Source organism: Actinacidiphila cocklensis (assembly GCF_907177275.1).
Lineage (GTDB): Bacteria > Actinomycetota > Actinomycetes > Streptomycetales > Streptomycetaceae > Actinacidiphila > Actinacidiphila cocklensis.
In genome coordinates this window covers 112791-131871 of the sequence record NZ_CAJSLV010000054.1, presented here as the reverse complement: position 1 = coordinate 131871, position 19081 = coordinate 112791, and the positions used below count along the sequence as shown (strand labels likewise).

Annotated in this window: 14 protein-coding genes; 10 read left to right on the top strand and 4 right to left on the bottom strand. The window is 72.9% G+C overall.

The genetic code is table 11. The features are described 5' to 3' along the window. The 7 genes from glgX to NFU81_RS17000 form a co-directional block, all read left to right on the top strand. A partial coding sequence (gene glgX, locus NFU81_RS17030) for a glycogen debranching protein GlgX (RefSeq protein ID WP_251490537.1) occupies positions 1-2223 on the top strand: 2223 nt, incomplete at its 5' end. Positions 2224-2298: 75 nt separating this feature from the next. Further along, positions 2299-3591 carry an MFS transporter gene (locus NFU81_RS17025; RefSeq protein ID WP_422665217.1) on the top strand — a complete coding sequence of 431 codons (1293 nt, stop codon included), beginning with the start codon at positions 2299-2301 and terminating at the stop codon, positions 3589-3591. 88 nt (positions 3592-3679) lie between these two features. Then, positions 3680-4426 (top strand): SDR family NAD(P)-dependent oxidoreductase, encoded by a 747-nt coding sequence (locus NFU81_RS17020; protein ID WP_251490532.1) that lies wholly within the window; start codon positions 3680-3682, stop codon positions 4424-4426. A gap of 98 nt (positions 4427-4524) precedes the next feature. Then, positions 4525-6351: an ABC transporter ATP-binding protein gene (locus tag NFU81_RS17015; RefSeq protein ID WP_251490529.1), complete on the top strand. Its 1827-nt coding sequence runs from the start codon at positions 4525-4527 to the stop codon at positions 6349-6351. Further along, complete coding sequence (locus NFU81_RS17010) at positions 6348-8213, top strand: ABC transporter ATP-binding protein (RefSeq protein ID WP_251490526.1); 1866 nt, start codon at positions 6348-6350, stop codon at positions 8211-8213. The genes NFU81_RS17015 and NFU81_RS17010 overlap by 4 nt, the downstream gene beginning before the upstream one ends. A 21-nt stretch (positions 8214-8234) precedes the next feature. Continuing rightward, the gene (locus NFU81_RS17005) at positions 8235-10001 is read left to right on the top strand and encodes an ABC transporter transmembrane domain-containing protein (protein WP_251490523.1); all 1767 of its coding nucleotides are present in this window, start codon (positions 8235-8237) and stop codon (positions 9999-10001) included. Next, positions 9998-11746 carry an ABC transporter ATP-binding protein gene (locus tag NFU81_RS17000; RefSeq protein ID WP_251490519.1) on the top strand — a complete coding sequence of 583 codons (1749 nt, stop codon included), beginning with the start codon at positions 9998-10000 and terminating at the stop codon, positions 11744-11746. The genes NFU81_RS17005 and NFU81_RS17000 overlap by 4 nt, the downstream gene beginning before the upstream one ends. Before the next feature lie 30 nt (positions 11747-11776). Here NFU81_RS17000 and NFU81_RS16995 read toward each other — a convergent pair whose 3' ends face one another. Genes NFU81_RS16995 through NFU81_RS16980 form a run of 4 tightly spaced genes read right to left on the bottom strand, consistent with a single transcriptional unit; the run spans position 11777 to position 14342 of the window. Beyond that, positions 11777-12361, bottom strand: coding sequence for a hypothetical protein (locus NFU81_RS16995; protein ID WP_251490516.1), 585 nt, complete (start codon positions 12359-12361; stop codon positions 11777-11779). Beyond that, a complete protein-coding gene (locus tag NFU81_RS16990) occupies positions 12342-13658 on the bottom strand; it encodes a WXG100 family type VII secretion target (protein ID WP_251490513.1) in 1317 nt (438 codons plus the stop codon). The genes NFU81_RS16995 and NFU81_RS16990 overlap by 20 nt, the downstream gene beginning before the upstream one ends. Beyond that, positions 13651-13950 carry a DUF6317 family protein gene (locus tag NFU81_RS16985; RefSeq protein WP_251490510.1) on the bottom strand — a complete coding sequence of 100 codons (300 nt, stop codon included), beginning with the start codon at positions 13948-13950 and terminating at the stop codon, positions 13651-13653. The genes NFU81_RS16990 and NFU81_RS16985 overlap by 8 nt, the downstream gene beginning before the upstream one ends. Next, positions 13947-14342 (bottom strand): SAV_915 family protein, encoded by a 396-nt coding sequence (locus NFU81_RS16980; protein ID WP_251490507.1) that lies wholly within the window; start codon positions 14340-14342, stop codon positions 13947-13949. The genes NFU81_RS16985 and NFU81_RS16980 overlap by 4 nt, the downstream gene beginning before the upstream one ends. A gap of 432 nt (positions 14343-14774) precedes the next feature. On the opposite strand from NFU81_RS16980, the gene NFU81_RS16975 reads away from it, so the two are divergent. The 3 genes from NFU81_RS16975 (at position 14775) to NFU81_RS16965 (ending at position 19056) form a co-directional block, all read left to right on the top strand. Continuing rightward, the gene (locus NFU81_RS16975; RefSeq protein WP_251490571.1) at positions 14775-17129 is read left to right on the top strand and encodes a M4 family metallopeptidase; all 2355 of its coding nucleotides are present in this window, start codon (positions 14775-14777) and stop codon (positions 17127-17129) included. Between the two features lie 247 nt (positions 17130-17376). Next, positions 17377-17580 (top strand): cold-shock protein, encoded by a 204-nt coding sequence (locus NFU81_RS16970; RefSeq protein WP_073502624.1) that lies wholly within the window; start codon positions 17377-17379, stop codon positions 17578-17580. Between the two features lie 105 nt (positions 17581-17685). Further along, positions 17686-19056, top strand: a complete 1371-nt coding sequence (locus NFU81_RS16965; RefSeq protein ID WP_251490504.1) for a DEAD/DEAH box helicase — start codon at positions 17686-17688, stop codon at positions 19054-19056. The last annotated feature ends 25 nt before the right edge of the window (positions 19057-19081 follow it).

The following is a 19081-nucleotide window of genomic DNA, read 5'->3' as shown; positions in this document are numbered from 1 at the left end:
CCGCCGCCGCGCGCCGCCCCGCACGGCGGCCGGCCGCGCCCCGAGCCGCGCAGGGCGGAGGTGTGGCCGGGGTCGCCGCAGCCGCTCGGCGCCCGCTTCCGCACCGGGCCCGACGGGCGTACGGGCACCAACTTCGCGTTGTGGGCGGGCGGTGCGGAGTCGGTCGAGGTGTGCCTGTTCGCGCCGGACGGCACCGAGACGCGGGCGCCGCTGACCGAGCTGACGCACGAGGTGTGGCACGGCTTCGTGCCCGGTGTGCTGCCGGGGCAGCGGTACGGCTACCGGGTCGGCGGCCGCTGGGACCCGTGGACGGGCGCCCGGTGGAATCCGGCGAAGCTGCTGCTGGACCCGTACGCGCGGGCGGTGGACGGCGACTTCGTGCTGGTCCCCGAGGTCTACGGGCACGCGCGCGACTGGCCGGAGGCGTCGGTCGCCGACACCGTGCGCGACGACCGCGACTCGGCGCCCTTCGTCCCCAAGGGCGTGGTGGTCGATGACGACGACGACTGGGAGGACGACCGCCGCCCGAAGACCCCGTGGTCGGACACGGTGATCTACGAGCTGCACGTCCGCGGCTTCACCCGCCGCCACCCCGGCATCCCGCCGGAGCTGCGCGGCACGTACGCGGGTCTCGCGCACCCGGCGGCGATCGCGCATCTGACCGGCCTGGGGGTGACGGCGGTCGAGCTGCTGCCGGTGCACCAGTTCGCGCACGAGGACCACCTGGCGCGGCGCGGCCTGCGCAACTACTGGGGGTACAACTCGATCGGCTACTTCGCCCCGCACGCCGCCTACAGCGCGAGCGGCTCGGGCGGCCAGCAGGTCGGGGAGTTCAAGCGGATGGTGCGGGCGCTGCACGCGGCGGGGATCGAGGTGATCCTCGACGTCGTCTACAACCACACCGCGGAGGGCGGACAGGGCGGCCCGACACTGTCGCTGCGCGGCATCGACAACCGCACGTACTACCGGCTGGGCGCCGACCCGCGCGGCTACGCCGACTACACCGGCTGCGGCAACACCCTCGCGGTGACGCAGCCGCACGTGCTGCGGCTGGTCACCGACTCGCTGCGCTACTGGGTGACCGAGATGGGCGTGGACGGCTTCCGCTTCGACCTGGCGGCGGCGCTGGCCCGCTCGATGCACGACGTGGACATGCTCTCGCCGTTCCTGGCGGTGATCGCCCAGGACCCGGTGCTGCGGCGGGTGAAGCTGATCGCCGAGCCGTGGGACGTCGGGGCGGGCGGCTACCAGGTGGGCGCCTTCCCGCCGCTGTGGACCGAGTGGAACGACCGCTTCCGCGACACCGTCAGGGACTTCTGGCGCGGCGCCACCTCCGACGTGCGCGACCTGGGCTACCGGCTGTCCGGGTCGAGCGACCTGTACGACTGGGGCGGCCGGCGCCCGTACGCGTCGGTGAACTTCGTGACCGCGCACGACGGTTTCACGCTGCGCGACCTGGTCAGCCACCAGGACAAGCACAACGAGGCCAACGGCGAGGACGGCAGGGACGGCACCGACGACAACAGGGCGTGGAACTGCGGGGTCGAGGGTCCCACCGACGATCCGGCGGTGTCGGCGCTGCGGCGGCGGCAGATACGCAACCTGCTCTCGACGCTGCTGCTGTCGACCGGGGTGCCGATGCTGGTCGCGGGCGACGAGATGGGCCGCACGCAGGGCGGCAACAACAACGCCTACTGCCAGGACAACGAGACCGGTTGGGTGGACTGGTCGCTGCTGGAGGAGCCCGGTTGGGCGGCGCTGCGCGATCTGGCGGCGCGGCTGATCGCGCTGCGCAGGGCGCATCCGGTGCTGCGCAGCGGCGGCTTCTTCTCGGGGCTGGCGACCGCGCCCGAGGGGCTGCGGGACGTGGCGTGGTTCGGTGCGCAGGGGCGGGAGCTGACGGACGCGGAGTGGTTCGCGCACGCGGCGACGCTGGGGATGTACCTGTCGGGCACCGACATCCCGCACCGCGGCGCGCGGGGCGAGCCGGTGGTGGACGACAGCTTCCTGCTGATCGTGCACGCCGACCACCGCCCGGTCGAGTTCACCCTGCCGGGGATGCCGTGGGGTTCGTCGTACGAGCTGCTGCTGGACACCGCCGACGAGTCCGGTTCTGCGCCGCCGGAGGCCCCCGGTGCGCCCGCGGGTACGGCGGTGGGGGTCGCGGCGCGCTCGGTGCGGCTGTACCGCGCGGTGCGCGAGGGGGCGGCGCCGGCGGTCTGAGGAGCAACGCAAGTGAGTTCAATCATCAGACCAACTTGGTGAAACGACTGGACGCCACCAATGGTCCAGTCCACCATGGGCCCGGTGACCTCCTCCGCACCCCGCTCCGAGCAGGCGACCGCACCCAGTGCCCCGTCCTACCGCCCGCCCGCAGGCCCGCTCTGGTCGACGCCCTTCCGGCTCTACTTCACCGCCCGCTCCGTCGCCATGCTCGGCGACACGATGCTGCCCGTCGCGCTGTCCGCGGGCCTGCTCTCCTACGGCTACTCGGCCGGCGACATCGGCCTGGTGATGGCCGCGGCCAGCGCCTGCTTCGCCGGCTTCGTCATCTTCGGCGGCGTCCTGGCCGACCGCCTCAACGCTCGTGCCCTGATGATCGGTTCCGACCTGGTCAGGGTCGGCACCCAGTCGACGGCCGCCGTCCTCTTCCTCACCCACAGCGTGCGGCTGTGGGAGGTGCTGGTGATCGCGCTCGTCAACGGCACCTGCGCGGCGACCTTCCAGCCGGGCGTGGCCAGCACGGTGGTCCGGGTCGCGCACGACGTGCAGGGCGCCAACGCGGTGATCAGGACCGCGGAGTCGGCGGCCGGCCTCGCCGGACCCGCGCTCGCCGGCGTGCTGGTCGGCTTCAGCTCGGCGGGCGTGGTCTTCGCGGTGCACGCGGCCACGTATCTGACCAGCGGGCTGTGCCTGATCCTGCTGCGGCTCGCCCCGGCGCCGCCGCGGGAGGCGGCCGCCTCGGGGGGCACGACCTTCCGGGCCGATCTCCACGAGGGCTGGCGGGAGTTCAGGGCACGGACCTGGATGTGGGCGGTGATCCTGGTGTGGATGGTCTACACCCTGTGCGTCATGGGCCCCTACATCCCGCTGGCCGCAGGCCAGATCGTCACAGAACACGGCGCGGGGGCGTACGGCCTGGTCAACTCGGCGCTCGGTGCGGGCACCGCGGCCGGTGCGCTGCTCGCGATGCGGCTGCGGGCGGAACGGCCGCTGCGGGCGGGCAGCTTCGGGATCTTCGCGGTCGCCCTGATGCCCGCCTCCGTCGGGCTCGACCTGCCGGTGCCCGCGCTGTGCGGGTGCCTGTTCGTCGCGGGCATCGGCTGGGCGTTCTGGGGCGTCAACTGGGCCACCAGCGTGCAGACCCAGGTTCCCGGCGACATCCTCAACCGCATCCACGCCTACGAGGTGGCCGGCTCCGTGGCGATGTTCCCGGTCGGCCAGGCGCTCGCCGGGCCGGCCGCCGCGGTCTTCGGGGCACGGCACGTGCTCCAGGCCGGCGGTGTCTTCGCCCTCGCGGTCGGCAGCACCCTGCTGGCGATCCCCGCGGTCAGGGGGCTGCGCAGGGCCGCGCCCGGCAAGGCGCGGTGAGCCGGGATCCGGCCGCCGCGTTCGACGGCCGGATTCGACGGCCGAATCCCGCCAGATTCCGGCATCCTGCGCGACCAGGATCGAGGGCATGCACACCACCGAGTTCGACAGCAGAACCGCCCTGGTCACCGGGGCCGCCCGCGGGATCGGAGCGGCGGTCGCGCTGCGCCTGGCCGAAGGCGGCGCCGACGTGGCGTTCACCTACCGGCAGGACGCCGCGGCCGCCGAGGCCGTCGCGGACAAGATCCGCGGCATGGGGCGGCGGGCGCTCGCGCTGCGCGCCGACAGCGGCGACCCGGCCGCGATCGAGGAGGCGGTGGACCGGGTCGCCGCCGAGTTCGGGCGGCTGGACATCCTGGTCAACAACGCCGGCATGTACGTGGTCGGGCCGGTCTGCGACCTGGGCGCCGCCGAGTTCGACCGGTCGGTCGCGGTGAACGTCCGAGGCCCGTACCTGGCGGCCAGGGCGGCGTCCCGGCACATGCGCGAGGGCGGCCGGATCGTCAGCATCGGCAGCAACGTCGCCGAGCGCACCACCTTTCCCGGGCACACCCTCTACGCCCTGACCAAGACCGCGCTGACCGGCATGACCAAGGGCCTGGCCAGGGACCTCGGCCCGCTGGGCATCACGGTGAACCTGCTGCACCCCGGGCCGACGGACACCGACGCCAACCCGGCGGACGGGCCGTACGCCCAGACCGTGCGCGGCTTCACCGCGCTCGGGCGGTACGCCGCCGCCGAGGAGGTCGCCGCGGTCGTGGCGCACCTGGCGTCGGACGCGGCGTCGTACGTGACCGGCGCGGTCGTCCACGCGGACGGCGGATTCACCGCCTGACCCCGCGAGCCGCCCGGGGCGCCCTGCGCCCCGGGCCGTCGGTCCTGTGGCGAAAACCAGGTGAATCGTGTCAGCGGGCGACCGTAGTGTCAGGAGTGATGCCTGCCACGAGTCCTGACCCCGCGCCCGCCGCCCGCTCGCGGTCCTCGATCCGCTCCCTGCTGCGCCTGTGGCCGTACGTCCGGCCGATCCGCGGCCGGCTCGGGGCGTCGGCCGTGGTCGGCGTGGTCGCCTCCAGCATGGGCCTGCTCATCCCGCTGGTGCTCAAGTGGCTGGTCGACGGCCCCGTCACCGACCGGGACCCGTCGGGGGTGTGGCTCGGCGGCGGCCTGGTGCTGCTGCTCGGGCTGCTCGAAGCGGGCCTTTTCGGGCTGCGCCGCTGGCTGGTGGCCAGGCCGCTGGCCGGCATCGAGGCGTCCATGCGCAGCGACCTCTACCAGCGGCTGCAGCGGCTGCCGGTGGCCTTCCACGACCGGTGGGCGTCGGGTCAGCTGCTCTCCCGCGCCACCACGGACCTGCAGATCCTGCGGATGTTCCTGGCCTTCCCGCTGGTCTTCCTGTTCGTGAACGCCACGACGATGCTGATCGGCTTCGGCATCCTGCTGGCGCAGAGCCCGCTGCTGACGCTGGTGCTGCTCGGCCCCGCGGTGCCGCTGGTGGTGCTGTCCATGCGCTTCGAGACGCGGTACGCCCTGGCGGCCCGCCGCGCCCAGGACCAGGCGGGCGACCTGGCCACGCTGGTCGAGGAGTCGGTGCTCGGCGTGCGCATCATCAAGGCCTTCGGGCGGCACCGCAGCCAGTCCGAGGCCTTCCACCGCCAGGCCCGCGACCTGCGCGGCACCGAACTGCACAAGGCCCGGCTGCTGTCCGACCTGTGGGCGATCATCATGACGCTGCCGGAACTGGCCATCGGCGTCGCCCTGGTGGTCGGCGTCCTCCAGGTCTCCGACGACAAGCTGTCCGCAGGCACCCTGGTCGCCTTCCTGACCACGGCCCTGGCGCTGCGCTGGCCGGTGGAGTCCATCGGCTTCCTGCTGGCCATGAGCAACGAGGCGGCCACCGCGGCGGACCGCTACTTCGAGCCCATGACGACGCGGGGCGCCGAGGGCGGCGAGGCCGACCGGCCCGCCGCGGAGGCGGACGGCCCCCGAGGGGACGGGCTGCGGTTGGAGGGCGTCGGGTTCGGGTATCCGGACGCGCCCGCGGGGAGCCCCGGCGTGCTGGCCGGGGTGGATCTGCACGTCAGGGCCGGGGAGACGATGGCCCTGGTCGGCGCCACCGGGTGCGGGAAGACGACGCTGACCGCGCTGGTGCCGCGGCTGCACGAGCAGACCGCGGGACGGATCACGCTGGACGGCGCGGACACCGCGGCCATGCCGGTCGCCCGGCTGCGCGAACTGGTCGCGGTGGCCTTCGAGGAGCCCACCCTCTTCTCCGCGACCGTCAGGGAGAACGTGGCGATGGGCGCAGGCCCTTCCGGCGCCGGCGAGGCGGAGGTGCTGCGGGCGCTGGAGATCGCCCAGTGCGCCTTCGTGCACGCGCTGCCCGACGGCCTCGACACCCAGGTCGGCGAGCAGGGCCTGAGCCTGTCCGGCGGCCAGCGCCAGCGCCTCGCGCTGGCCCGTGCGGTCGTCGGGCGCCCGCGGTTCCTGATCCTGGACGACCCGCTGTCCGCGCTCGACGTGCACACCGAGGCCCTGGTCGAGGCGGCGCTGCGGGACGTGCTGCGGGAGACCACCGCGCTGGTCGTGGCGCACCGGCCGTCGACCGTACAGCTCGCCGACCGGGTGGCCCTGATGTCCGAAGGACGGATCGCCGCGGTCGGCAGCCACACCGAACTGCTGCGGGACAACGCCGAGTACCGCCGTCTGATGTCGGGCCTCGACACCGCCTCAGAACCCCTGGAGAGGAGCGACGCCCGATGACGTCAGCGACCGAGCAGCAGCTCGGCGACCGCGAGGAGGAGGAGCCGGCGCGGGCACCCGCACCGCCCGAGCCGGACGCCTTCGACCAGGACCGGCTGCCCGCGCCGAGGAACGCCCAGGCGCTGCTGCTGCGTTCGCTGCTGCGCCCGCACACCCGCAGGGTCTGGCTGGCCTCGGTGCTGCTGCTGGTCCAGCAGGCGGCGGTGCAGGCGGGACCGCTGCTGGTCGCGTACGCCATCGACAACGCCATCCCGCAGATGCGCGACGGCCGGCACACCGCGCTCATCGCGGTGGCCTGCGGCTATCTGGGCTGCGGGCTGGCCGCCGGTGTCCTGCAGCGCGCCTTCATCCGGATCGCCGCGCTGATCAGCCAGGACGTGCTGATCGACCTGCGCGCCCGGATGTTCCGGCACGCCCAGTCGCTCAGCCTGGACTTCCACGAGCGCTACACCTCGGGCCGGCTGATCGCCCGGGCCACCTCCGACGTCGAGTCGATCAGGGAGCTGCTCACCGACGGTCTGGAGGAGCTGATCGGGGTGGTGCTGTCGGTGGTGTACATCTCGGTACTGCTGATCTTCCTCGACTGGCGGCTCGGCCTGGTCACCCTGGTGTCGTACTTCCCGCTGTATGTGGCGATCCGCCGCTTCCAGCGCCGCTCGATGCTGGCCTACCGGCGGCGCTCGACCGCCATCGCCGCGGTCATCGTGAAGTTCACCGAGACGATGAACGGCATCCGCCCGGTCAAGGCCTTCCGCCGCGAGCGGCCCAACGACACGTCCTTCGACGAGCTGAACCACCGCCACTACCGGGCGAACGGCGACGCGATCCTGGAGATGGCCCGCTACGTCGTCGTCTCCCGTCTCATCGCCAACATCGCGGTGGCCGGCATCGTGGTGTGGGGCGCCTACCGCGTCGCGGGCGGCGGGATGGCGTTGGGGGTGCTCGCCGCGTTCGTGCTGTACCTGCGGCGGCTGTACGACCCGATCGACCGGCTGGGGATGTTCCTGAACTCCTACCAGTCGGCCGCCGCCTCGCTGGAGAAGATCGCCGGCCTGCTTGCCCAGACCCCGACGGTGCCCGCGCCCGAGCACCCGGTCGCGCTGCCGCCGACCGCCGACGGGCGCCCGGGGCGCGAAGTGGTCTTCGACGGCGTGCGGTTCGGCTACCGGACCGGCGGCGAGGTGCTGCCGTCCTTCGACCTGCGGCTGCCCGCCGGGCAGACCCTCGCGGTGGTCGGCGCGACCGGCGCGGGCAAGTCCACCCTGGCCAAGCTGCTGGCCAGGTTCTACGACCCGACCGGCGGCCGGGTGCTGCTCGACGGCGTACCGCTCAGCGACCTGTCGCCGGCCGACCTGCGCCGCGGGGTGGTCATGGTGACGCAGGAGGCGTTCCTCTTCTCCGGCACCGTCGCGGACAACATCGCCATCGGCCGCCCCGACGCCACCCGCGAGGAGGTCGAGGCCGCGGCCCGGGCGATCGGCGCGCACGACTTCATCGCCGCGCTGCCCGACGGCTACGACACCGACGTCCGCAAGCGCGGCGGCCGGATCTCGGCCGGCCAGCGCCAGCTGGTCGCGTTCGCCCGCGCCCTGCTCGCCGACCCGGGCGTGCTGATCCTCGACGAGGCGACCTCGTCGCTGGACATCCCCGGCGAGCGTGCCGTCCAGTACGCCATGCACACGGTCCTCACCGGCCGCACGGCCGTGATCATCGCGCACCGCCTGTCCACGGTCGCGATCGCCGACCGCGTGCTGGTGATGCGCGACGGCCGCATCGTGGAGGACGGCACCCCCGCCGACCTCATCGCGGGCGACGGCCACTACGCCCAGCTCGACGCGGCCTGGCGCGAGGGCCTGGCGTAAGCATCGCGAAAGGTCCTGTGGATGATCGACTCGTACGAGGATCCGGGCACACCCGACCACCGCAGCCCCGCCCGCTACCTGTGGTGGCTGCTCCGCAGCCAGCCCCGGCGGGCCGCGAGCGGTGCGCTGCTGGGCACCGTCTGGATGGTGCTCATCACGCTGTCGCCGTACGTGCTCTCGCGCGCCATCGACGACGGGCTGAGACCGGGGCGCATGGGCACGCTGGCCGCCTGGTCGGCGGTGCTGCTGTGCCTGGGCACGTTCAACGCCTGGCTGAGCATCATGCGGCACCGCACGATGACCAGGCTGCGGATGGACGCGACCTTCCGCACGGTCAAGTCCGTGGTCGGGCAGGTGACCCGGCTGGGCGCCGCGCTGCCGCGCCAGGCCAACGCGGGCGAGGTCGTCACCATCGGCATCACCGACGTCCAGCAGATCAGCAGCTCCCTGACCATGACCGGCCCGGGCGTCGGCTCGATCGTCGCCTGCCTCGTCGTGGGGGGCCTGCTGCTGTCGATCTCGGTGGTCCTCGCGGCGGTGGTACTGGTCGGGGTCCCGCTGACCGCCCTGCTGGTCGGCCCGCTGCTGGGGCGGCTGCGGGGCGCCGAGGCGGTGTACCGCGAGCAGCAGGGCGGGCTGACCACCCGGATCGGCGACCTGGCCGGCGGCCTGCGGGTGCTCAACGGCCTGGGCGGCAAGGAGCTGTTCGCCGGTGCCTTCCGGCGCGAGTCCCGCGGCCTGGTGGCGCAGGGGTACCGGGTCGGGGCGGTCACCAGCTGGGTCCAGGCTCTCGGCGTCGGGCTGCCGATGGTGTTCCTGTCCGTGGTGACCTGGCTGGCGGCCCGGCTGGCGGTGCAGGGGACCATCACGGTGGGCGAGTTCGTCGGCGTGTACGGCTACGTCGCGGTGCTGGTGATGCCGGTGGCGTTCCTCATCGAGTGCGGCTACGACATCACGCGCGGCCTGGTCGCCGCCCGGCGGGTCGTCCACTTCCTGTCCCTGGAGCCGGACTCCGCCGGGCGGCAGGCCACCGCGAACCCGCCCGCGGCGGCGTCCACCCTGCGCGATCCGGCGTCGGGCGTCGAGGTGGCCCCCGGCCGGCTGACCGCGCTGGCCGGCGCCCGGCCGGCGGAGACGGCGGAAGTGGTGGACCGGCTCGGCGGGTTCGGGCAGGGGGCGGTGACCTGGGGCGCGGTGCGGCTCGACGAGATCGCCGTCCCGCAGGTCCGGGACCGCATCCTGGTCGCGGACAACGAGGCCGACCTGTTCGCGGGACCGCTGCGGGCGGTGGTCTCCGGCCGCCGGGACCGGGAGGAGGAGGCGCTGGTCGCCGCCGTCCACGCGGCGATGGCGGACGACATCGTCGCCGCCCTGCCCGACGGGCTCGACGCCCCCGTCGACGCCCAGGGCCGCAACTTCTCCGGCGGTCAGCAGCAGCGCCTGCGCCTGGCCCGGGCGCTGCTCGCCGACCCCGAGGTGCTGCTGGCTGTCGAGCCGACCTCGGCCCTCGACGCACACACCGAGGCCGCCGTCGCGGACCGGCTGCGTACCGCAAGGGCGGGCCGCACCACGGTCGTCACCAGCACCTCACCGCTGCTGCTCGACCGGGCGGACACCGTCTGCTACCTGGTGGACGGCAAGGTCGCCGCCGCCGGGCACCACCGTCAGCTCCTCCGCGACGAGCCCGGCTACCGCGCTCTGGTGGCGCGCGGCGCGGCCGACGGCCACGACGGCGACGACGACAGCCGGGACGACGCGTCACGCCCTGCCGGGGAGTCCGCCCGATGACCGCACAACTGCCCGTCGCCGAGCCGGACGAGACGAACCGGGCGATGCTCGGGCTGATCCGTGCCGACCGCCCTGCCTTCGCCGCCGTACTCGGGCTCAACGCCCTGGCTGCGGCCGCGGGACTCGTCGGCCCCTGGCTGGTCGGCCGCATCGTCAACCAGGTCCAGGAGGGCGGCAGCGTCCGGACGGTGGACCGGCTGGCGCTCGCCATCCTGGTGAGCACGCTGGTGCAGTTCCTGCTGGCGCGCTACGCCCGCTATGTCGGGCACCGCTTCGGAGAGCGCACCCTGGCGCGCGTGCGCGAGCAGTTCGTCGACCGGGCGCTGGCGCTTCCCCCCTCGGTGGTGGAGCGGGCCGGAACCGGCGACCTGACCGCCCGGGGCACCTCCGACGTCGCGATGGTGGGCACCACGCTGCGCGACGCGGGACCCGAGGTGCTCATCTCGGTGGTCCAGGCGCTGTTCATCCTCGGCGCGGTCTTCGCGCTCAACCCGCTGCTCGGCGGCTGCGGCGTGCTCGGCCTGGTCGGGATCTGGTTCGCGCTGCGCTGGTATCTCGCGCGGGCGCGCACCGCCTACCTCGCCGAGGGCGCGGCCAACTCGGCGGTCACCGAGATCCTCGCCGCCACCGCGTCGGCGGCCCGCACGATCGAGGCCTTCGGGCTGCAGCAGCAGCGGATCAAGGAGAGCCGGGACGCGATCGAGGTGTCCCGCCGGGCGCGGATGCGGACGCTGTTCCTGCGCAGCGTGTTCTTCCCCGCCGTGGAGGTCTCCTACATCATCCCGGTGGTCGGGGTGCTGATGGTCGGCGGGCTGCTGCACGCCCACGGCGCGATGAGCCTGGGCGCGGTGGTCAGCGCGGCGCTGTACCTGCGGCAGCTGTCCGAGCCGCTGGACACCGCCCTGATGCGGGTCGAGCAACTCCAGAGCAGCAGCGCGTCGTTCGCCCGCGTCGAGGGCCTGGGCCGCGCCCCGCAGACCGCCGCGGCCGGCTCGCCCACACCTGCCGACGACCGGATCGACGTCGAGGGCGTGCACTACTCCTACGACGGCGGGGCGGACGTCCTGCGGGGCGTCGACCTGACCGTACGGCCCGGCGAGCGGCTCGCGCTCGTCGGACCCTCCGGCGCCGGGAAGACCACGCTGAGCCGGCTGCTCGCGGGCATCGACGAGCCGGTCACCGGCTCGGTGACGGTGGGCCGGGTGCCGATCGCCGCCCTGGACCCCGAACAGCTGCGCCGGCACGTCGTCCTGGTCACCCAGGAGCGCCACGTGTTCTTCGGCACGGTCCGGGAAAATCTGCAGATCGCGGCGCCCGCAGCCGGTGACGACGAGCTGCGGGCCGCCCTGGACGGCGTGGGCGCGGGCTGGGCGCACGAGCTGCCGGCGGGCCTCGACACCATGCTGGGCGACGGGGGGCACCGGATCGACGGGTCGCAGGCCCAGCAACTGGCCCTGGCCCGGGTCGTCCTGGCCGATCCGCACACGCTGATCCTCGACGAGGCCACCGCGCTCCTGGACCCCAGGACGGCCCGGCACACCGAACGCGCGCTGGCCGCCGTCATGCGGGGACGGACCGTCATCGCCATCGCGCACCGGCTGCACACCGCGCACGACGCGGACCGGGTGGCGGTCATGGAGAACGGCCGGCTCACCGAGATGGGCACCCATGACGCGCTCGTGGCCGCCGACGGCGCCTACGCGGCGCTGTGGCGCTCGTGGCAGAGCGAGCAGCAGCCGTCCTGAGCCGGGCGGCACCGGACACGGCCCCGCAGGTCACCGCCGGGTGGGGCCGTTGCGCGGTGCGCGCCGCGCGTTGTCCCGGTGCACCTGCCGCTCCTGCTGCCGCGACGCTTCGGCGACCCGGCGCTCGTAGTCCTGCCGGGCGCCGATCTCGCGGGGCGTCTCCCGGACGAGGAGCGCGGCGAGGAAGCCGCCCAGCAGGTACGCGGCCAGCGCGGGCAGCACGGGCGTCATGAGCACCGCGAACCCCTGGTTGCCGTACGACCTTGCGGCCGCCCGGCCGGCCCGCCTGCGGGACTCGGCCACCTGCTCAGGGGTGACCGGGACGCGGTTGACCGGGCGCTGCCTGACCCACCCGGCGACCAGGGCCGCCAGCGCGGCGGCGCCCTCCACGGCGTGGACGGCGACCCGCGCGCCCGGCGGGAACAGCGACACGAAGCCCAGGTACAGCGCGGTCCCGGTGGCGCCCACCACGGCGACGAAGAGCAGCGAGGTCAGGACGAGCAGGCCGCGCCGCACTCCGTAGCGGAACCCGCGGTGCACCCAGCTCGTGCCGAGGAAGGGCAGCGGGAAGGGCTCGACGGCGGGCAGCGCGGGGTCAGAGCCAGCCGGTGGCATGGTGCCAGACCGACTTCCCGGCGTTGCCGATGCCCTTGGCGGTGCCGACTGCGAGGTTCTTCATGTCCTCACCGGTGTTCTTGGTGACGTTCCAGGTGCCGTCCGCGACGCCCGCGACCACGCCGTGGTCGTGGATGTCCTCGCTCCAGTGCTCGTGGAAGGCCTCGTCCGCGAAGTATCCCACGCCGACGAAGACGACCCCCGCGCTCGCCGCGGTCGCCGCGGCGCCCAGGCCGATGCCGATCTCGGGGGCGGCGGCGACCACGGCGGCACCCGCCGCGAGCCCGACCAGTCCCGCGCCGACGTCGACGGTGACGGAGTGCGCCCAGGACCAGCCCTTGTCGTGGTCCTCCTTGGCCTCGACCAGGCCGATGGCGGTGACCGCGGCGATGTCCACGACCGGGATCTCCTTGAGGAACTCCGGTGCGCCCTCGACCAGTTTCACGCCCTTGAGCGCGTCGGCGAGCTTGTAGTTGAGCACCCGGTCGTACGGCAGGAAGCTGCTGCCGTTCTTGCTGGCCGCGACCTCCGCGTCCAGCGCGTCGATCTGCGTGCCGAGCCGCTGGTACTCGCCCTTGAGCCGGAAGGCCTTCGGGAGGTCGGCCTCGGCGGTGCGGAACTTCGCCTCCTCCTCCTTCATCGCCTTCAGGGCCTCGTCGTGCTTCTTCTCGGCCTCGTCGAGCTTCTTGCCCGCGTCCAGGCCGAGCTTGCGCTCGTCGTCGGCCTTGGAGGTCCACAGCGCCCGCAGGTAGTCGGCGACGACGATCTTGTCGCCCTTGCCCATCGGCTTGTCCGGGTCGAGGGAGTCGTACAGCGTGTTGAGCGTCTTGGCGCAGGCGATACGGGCCGCCTGCCCCTTGTGCATGATCTCCTTGTAGACGCCGGCGTACTCGTCGAGGTCGCCGATCGCCTTCTGGTCGGCGGCGCTGGGCGGGTTGGCGGTCATCATGGTGCCGGGCTCGCCCTTCGGCCCGACGGGCACGCCCTTGGACGTCGCGACGTCGGCGGCGTTCTGCAGGGCGCTGTTGGCGTCGGTGAGGGCCTGCGCCAGGGCGGTGAGGGCGTCGCCCACGGCCTTGACCAGCTCGGCGAAGCCGCCGGCCGCCATCGAGTCCTCCGCCCAGCGGGCGCGGAACTCCTCGGCGGCGTCGCCCTTCCAGCCCGCGTCGGCGACCAGCGTCTCGACGCCGTTGCCGAGCGGTTTGACCACGCCTTCGAGCTGCTCCTTGGCCCCGGTCAGGGTGGTCCCCATGGTGTGGAGGCCGGTGATGTCGCCGCCTATCCAGCTGTCACTCATCGGGCATCAGATCCTCGAACAGGCCGTGTACGTCGATGTCATGGCGTTGGTAGGAGCCGTGGGCGTAGTCCAGGCCGTTGCCGTGCTCCTCGATGCGGCCGGCGAGTTTGGCGTGCAGGCCGGCGATGGCGTCCATGATCGAGGCGATGGAGTCGTCGAGACCGGCGTCCCCAGACCCGGCGATCGGCGGTGCCACGTCCGTCTTGAGGGCGGCGTAGTTGGTCGCCTGGGTGTGGAAGGTCGACGCCATGCTGGACAGGTCGCCCAGGATGACGTTGTATCCGGCGGTCATCGCCGCACCGCCTCGGTGTAGGCCCGGATGTTCTCGGGGGTCCAGTAGGGCTCGGTTCCCGGCGCGACGGCCGGGTCGACCGCGACGCGGGCGAGGCCGTTGCGGCGCATGAGTTCGACGAAGGCCTCGGCCGGCATCGCGATCCAGGGCTGGCTCTCGCCGAGCGCGGCGACCAGCGCGTCCAGGGTGGTGAAGGCCACCGGGACCGGTTCGCCGGTCTGCGGCCGGGCCAGGAACTCGAAGCCGACGCCGGGTGCCTGCTCGGGGTCGGCGTGGTACCGGGGGTGGGCCGGTACGTAGAGCCGGGTGTCGGGGGCGAGGTCGGCCTGTCCCGTGCCCTCCGCCGCACGGGATCGGCCTGCCTCGCTGGACAGTTCTGATATTCGGGACATCTTCACCTCGGTTTTCAGCCGCACCGGCGCGAGCCGGTCCCCCCATAGCGGTGGCCACTGTAGACAGCGGAGCTGCACCGTCCGCACGATTTGGCCGGTAAGGCCCTGTTGGTCCCGCGTCAAAACTCCGGCAAACTTCTTCGGCCTGCAACACGGCCCTCACGTTTCACCGTTATGCGGACGCCGCGATCCGGAAGACGAACAAATTCAGCCAAGTTGGCACCACGGGACTGACATGAACAAGTAAAGAGTGCCACTCTGTGGGCCGTTCCACAGCAGCACAGCTCTACCCGGGCGGATCACCAACCCCACCCGCCCGGACTGTCACCGGCCGCGCACCCGTGGCCGCCGCAGAAGGAGTGACGAGTGGCACGATCCCCCCGTACGGCCCGTACGGCAGCAGCCGCCGGCGCGCTGATCGCCGGTGCGGCGATGCTCGCCGTGACGCTGCCGGCCGGTACCGCGGCGGCAGAACCCGCCGCATCGACCGGCTCGGCGGCGCAGGCCGCGAACACCCACGCGCAGCCCAGGCCCGGCGCCCTGCCGGCCTCGCTGACCCCCGCTCAGCAGGCAGCGCTGACGACGCAGGCCCAGTCGCACGCGGCGGCGACCGCGTCGTCGCTGCACCTCGGCGCCCAGGAGAAGCTGGTCGTCAAGTCGGTGTCCCAGGACGCCGACGGCAGCACCCACACCCGCTACGAGCGCACGTACCAGGGACTGCCGGTGCTCGGCGGCGACCTGATCGTGCACCAGAGCCCGCTCGGTGCGACCACCGGCGTGGAGAAGGCGACCAACGCCTCGGTCGCGGTGGCATCGACGACCGCGGTCAAGAGCGCCGACTCGGCGAAGTCCTTCGCCCTGTCGCGCGCGAAGGCCGACGGCGCCAAGGCCCCGGCGGCGGTGAACGCGCCGCACAAGGTGGTGTGGGCCGCGTCCGGCACCCCCGTGCTCGCCTGGGAGTCGGTGATCGGCGGCCTCCAGGACGACGGCACCCCCAACCAGCTGCACGTGATCACCGACGCCACCACCGGCGCGAAGCTCTTCGAGTACCAGGGCATCGAGACCGGCGTCGGCAACAGTGAGTACAGCGGCCAGGTGAGCCTCACCACGACGCTGTCGGGCAGCACCTACCAGCTGACCGACAACACCCGCGGCGGCCACAAGACCTACAACCTCAGCCACGCCACGTCGGGCACCGGCACGCTGTTCACCGACGCCGACGACACGTGGGGCGACGGTGTCGGCACCACCGCGCAGACCGCGGGTGTGGACGCCGCCTACGGCGCCCAGGAGACCTGGGACTTCTACAAGACCACCTTCGGGCGCAACGGCATCGCCGACGACGGCCGGGCGGCGTACTCCCGTACGCACTACGGCAGCTCGTACGTCAACGCCTTCTGGGACGACTCCTGCTTCTGCATGACGTACGGCGACGGCAGCGGCAACGCGCACCCGCTGACCGCGCTGGACGTCGCCGGGCACGAGATGAGCCACGGCGTCACGTCCAACACCGCGGGCCTGAACTACTCCGGTGAGTCCGGCGGCCTGAACGAGGCGACGTCCGACATCTTCGGCACCGGCGTGGAGTTCTACTCCAACACCGCCGCCGACCCGGGCGACTACCTCATCGGCGAGAAGATCGACATCAACGGTGACGGCACCCCGCTGCGGTACATGGACAAGCCCAGCAAGGACGGCGGCTCGAAGGACTACTGGTCCTCCAGCCTCGGCGGCCTGGACGTCCACTACTCCTCGGGTCCGGCCAACCACTTCTTCTACCTGCTCTCCGAGGGCAGCGGCGCCAAGGTGATCGGCGGGGTCAGCTACAACAGCCCGACCTACGACGGCCTGTCGGTGCCGGGCATCGGCCGGGACAACGCGCTCAAGCTCTGGTACAAGTCGCTGACCGAGCGCTTCACCTCGACCACCAACTACGCGGCGGCCCGCACCCAGTCGCTGCAGGCGGCGGCCGACCTGTGGGGCGCCAACAGCGCCACGTACAACACGGTGGCCAACACCTGGGCGGCGATCGGCGTCGGCAGCCGGGTGACCACCCCGACCGGCGTGACGGTGACCAACCCGGGCAACCAGTCCACCAAGGTCAGCACCGCGGTCAGCCTGCAGATCGCGGCCACCACCACCAACGGCGGCGCCCTGACCTACACCGCGACCGGCCTGCCGGCCGGCCTGAGCATCAGCTCCAGCGGCCTGATCTCCGGCACCACCTCGGCCACCACCGGTACGTCCAGCGTGGTCGTCACGGCGAAGGACTCCACCAACGCCACCGGCACCGCGTCCTTCACCTGGACGGTCACCAGCACCACCGGCGGCTGCACCGCGAGCCAGCTGCTGACCAACCCCGGCTTCGAGAGCGGCGCCACCGGCTGGACCACCACCACCGGCGTCATCGACAGCAGCACCGGCGCCCCCGCCCACTCCGGCAGCTACAAGGCCTGGCTGGACGGCTACGGGACCACCTACACCGACACCGTCTCCCAGTCGGTGACGATCCCGGCCAGCTGCACCACCGCCACCTTCACGTTCTACCTCTACATCACCTCCGACGAGACGACCACCACCACCGCCTACGACAAGCTCACCGTCGCAGCCGGCAGCACCACCCTGGCCACCTACTCCAACCTCAACGAGGGCACCGGCTACGTCCAGCGGTCCGTCAGCCTCACCGCCTACAAGGGCCAGACCGTCACCCTGAAGTTCACCGGAACCGAGGACTCCAGCCTGGCGACCTCCTTCCTGATCGACGACACCGCCGTCAACGTCAGCTGACACCCTGACCCACCCGTTCGGCGGTAAGCGCCCGGATCGGCCGGCCACGGCCGGTCCGGGCCGCGGTCTGGTACCCTCGACCTTGTTGCAGTTGTGGTACCCAGAACTTTGCGTGCGCCTGGATGATTGCGATCTCCGGGCGCACTTTTGTTTTTGCCGGGATTCTCCGGTGTGGGGTGATCATCTACAGCGACCCGGATCCGTACAGTGCGGATCTGGAAACTGCCCCACCAGTAGGAGATGGATTATGGCTACCGGAACCGTGAAGTGGTTCAACTCGGAAAAGGGCTTCGGCTTCATCGAGCAGGACGGCGGCGGCTCCGATGTCTTCGCCCACTACTCGAACATCCAGTCGCAGGGCTACCGCGAGCTGCTTGAGGGCCAGAAGGTCGAGTTCGAGGTCACCCAGGGCCAGAAGGGCCCGCAGGCGGAGAACATCCGGGCGCTCTGACCGGCGTCACCGGGCCGCTGCGCCCGGTCATGGGAGGCCCGCACCGCACGGTGCGGGCCTCTCGCATGCAGCCGCCGTTCCGGCGGCCCGAGGAAGGAAACGCCCGTGTCACCTGTGTCACCCGTCACGCTCTTCTCGCAGCTGCCGCTGGACCCGGCGCTCGTCGCCGCCCTGGAAGCCAACGGGGTGACCGAGCCGTTCCCGATCCAGGCCGCCACGCTGCCCGACTCGCTGGCCGGCCGCGACGTGCTGGGCCGCGGCAGGACCGGCTCCGGCAAGACGCTGGCGTTCGGGCTGCCCCTGCTGACCAGGACGAAGGCCGCGGGCCGGCGGGCCGAGGCCAGGCGCCCGCTGGCGCTGGTGCTGGTCCCGACGCGTGAGCTGGCAGGACAGGTCACCGAGGCGCTCGACCCGTACGCGAAGGTGCTCGGCCTGCGGATCACCGCGGTCGTCGGCGGCGCCTCGATCAACCGGCAGACCGCCGCGCTGAAGGCCGGCGCCGAGGTGCTGGTCGCGACGCCGGGCCGGCTCGCCGACCTCATCGACCGGCGCGCCTGCGCGCTGGACCGGGTCGCGGTGACCGTGCTGGACGAGGCCGACCAGATGGCCGACATGGGCTTCCTTCCGCAGGTCACCCGGCTGCTGGAGCAGGTGCGCGCGGACGGCCAGCGGATGCTTTTCTCGGCGACGCTCGACCGCAACGTCGACAAGCTGGTCAAGCGCTTCCTCACCGAGCCGGTCACGCACTCGGTGGACCCCTCGGCGGCGACCGTCACCACGATGGAGCACCACGTGCTGCACGTCGACGAGGCCACCAAGCGGGCGGTCACCGCGGAGATCGCAGCCCGCCAGGGCGGCGTGATCATGTTCGTCGGCACCAAGCGGGGCGCCGACCGGCTCACCAAGCACCTGCTCGGCCAGGGCGTACGGGCGGTGGCGCTGCACGGCGGCAAGTCGCAGCCGCAGCGCAACCGGGCGCTCGACCAGTTCCGCACCGGCACGGCCGACGCGCTGGTCGCGACGAACGTCGCCGCCCGCGGCATCCACATCGACGGGCTCGATCTGGTCGTGAACGTCGATCCGCCGACCGAGGCGAAGGACTACCTGCACCGCGGCGGCCGCACCGCCCGCGCGGGCGAGTCCGGGACCGTGGTCACCCTCGTGCTGCCCGAGCAGCGGCGGGAGAACGCCCGGCTGATGACCCAGGCCGGCATCCGGCCCGCCACCGCCAGGGTCCGTCCCGGCGACCCGGACCTGATCCGGATCACCGGCGCCCGCAAGCCGTCCGGCACGCCCGTCGCGCTGCCCGCGGCCGCCGAGCCGGCCGCCGCGGCTCCCGCCGCGAAGCCGGCCACTCCCTCCCGCCGCCGCAGCGGTACCCCCGGCGGGCGCCGCACCGGCCCTGGTGCCGCGGCCGGCCGCGGCGGCGCCGCCGGGCGCCGTACGCGCGGCACAGGTGGCCGCCGGGCGGCCTGACCTCCCCCTTTGCGGAAGGGGCAAA

What these genes read in the sequence shown, in the direction of transcription:
- NFU81_RS16985 (WP_251490510.1), bottom strand. Translation starts at nt 13,950, where the DNA reads ATGACCGCCGGATACAACGTCATCCTGGGCGACCTGTCCAGCATGGCG.
- NFU81_RS17005 (WP_251490523.1), top strand. Translation starts at nt 8,235, where the DNA reads ATGATCGACTCGTACGAGGATCCGGGCACACCCGACCACCGCAGCCCC.
- NFU81_RS16980 (WP_251490507.1), bottom strand. Translation starts at nt 14,342, where the DNA reads ATGTCCCGAATATCAGAACTGTCCAGCGAGGCAGGCCGATCCCGTGCG.
- NFU81_RS16995 (WP_251490516.1), bottom strand. Translation starts at nt 12,361, where the DNA reads ATGCCACCGGCTGGCTCTGACCCCGCGCTGCCCGCCGTCGAGCCCTTC.
- NFU81_RS17015 (WP_251490529.1), top strand. Translation starts at nt 4,525, where the DNA reads ATGCCTGCCACGAGTCCTGACCCCGCGCCCGCCGCCCGCTCGCGGTCC.
- NFU81_RS17025 (WP_422665217.1), top strand. Translation starts at nt 2,299, where the DNA reads ATGGGCCCGGTGACCTCCTCCGCACCCCGCTCCGAGCAGGCGACCGCA.
- NFU81_RS17010 (WP_251490526.1), top strand. Translation starts at nt 6,348, where the DNA reads ATGACGTCAGCGACCGAGCAGCAGCTCGGCGACCGCGAGGAGGAGGAG.
- NFU81_RS16970 (WP_073502624.1), top strand. Translation starts at nt 17,377, where the DNA reads ATGGCTACCGGAACCGTGAAGTGGTTCAACTCGGAAAAGGGCTTCGGC.
- NFU81_RS17020 (WP_251490532.1), top strand. Translation starts at nt 3,680, where the DNA reads ATGCACACCACCGAGTTCGACAGCAGAACCGCCCTGGTCACCGGGGCC.
- NFU81_RS17000 (WP_251490519.1), top strand. Translation starts at nt 9,998, where the DNA reads ATGACCGCACAACTGCCCGTCGCCGAGCCGGACGAGACGAACCGGGCG.
- NFU81_RS16990 (WP_251490513.1), bottom strand. Translation starts at nt 13,658, where the DNA reads ATGAGTGACAGCTGGATAGGCGGCGACATCACCGGCCTCCACACCATG.
- NFU81_RS16975 (WP_251490571.1), top strand. Translation starts at nt 14,775, where the DNA reads ATGCTCGCCGTGACGCTGCCGGCCGGTACCGCGGCGGCAGAACCCGCC.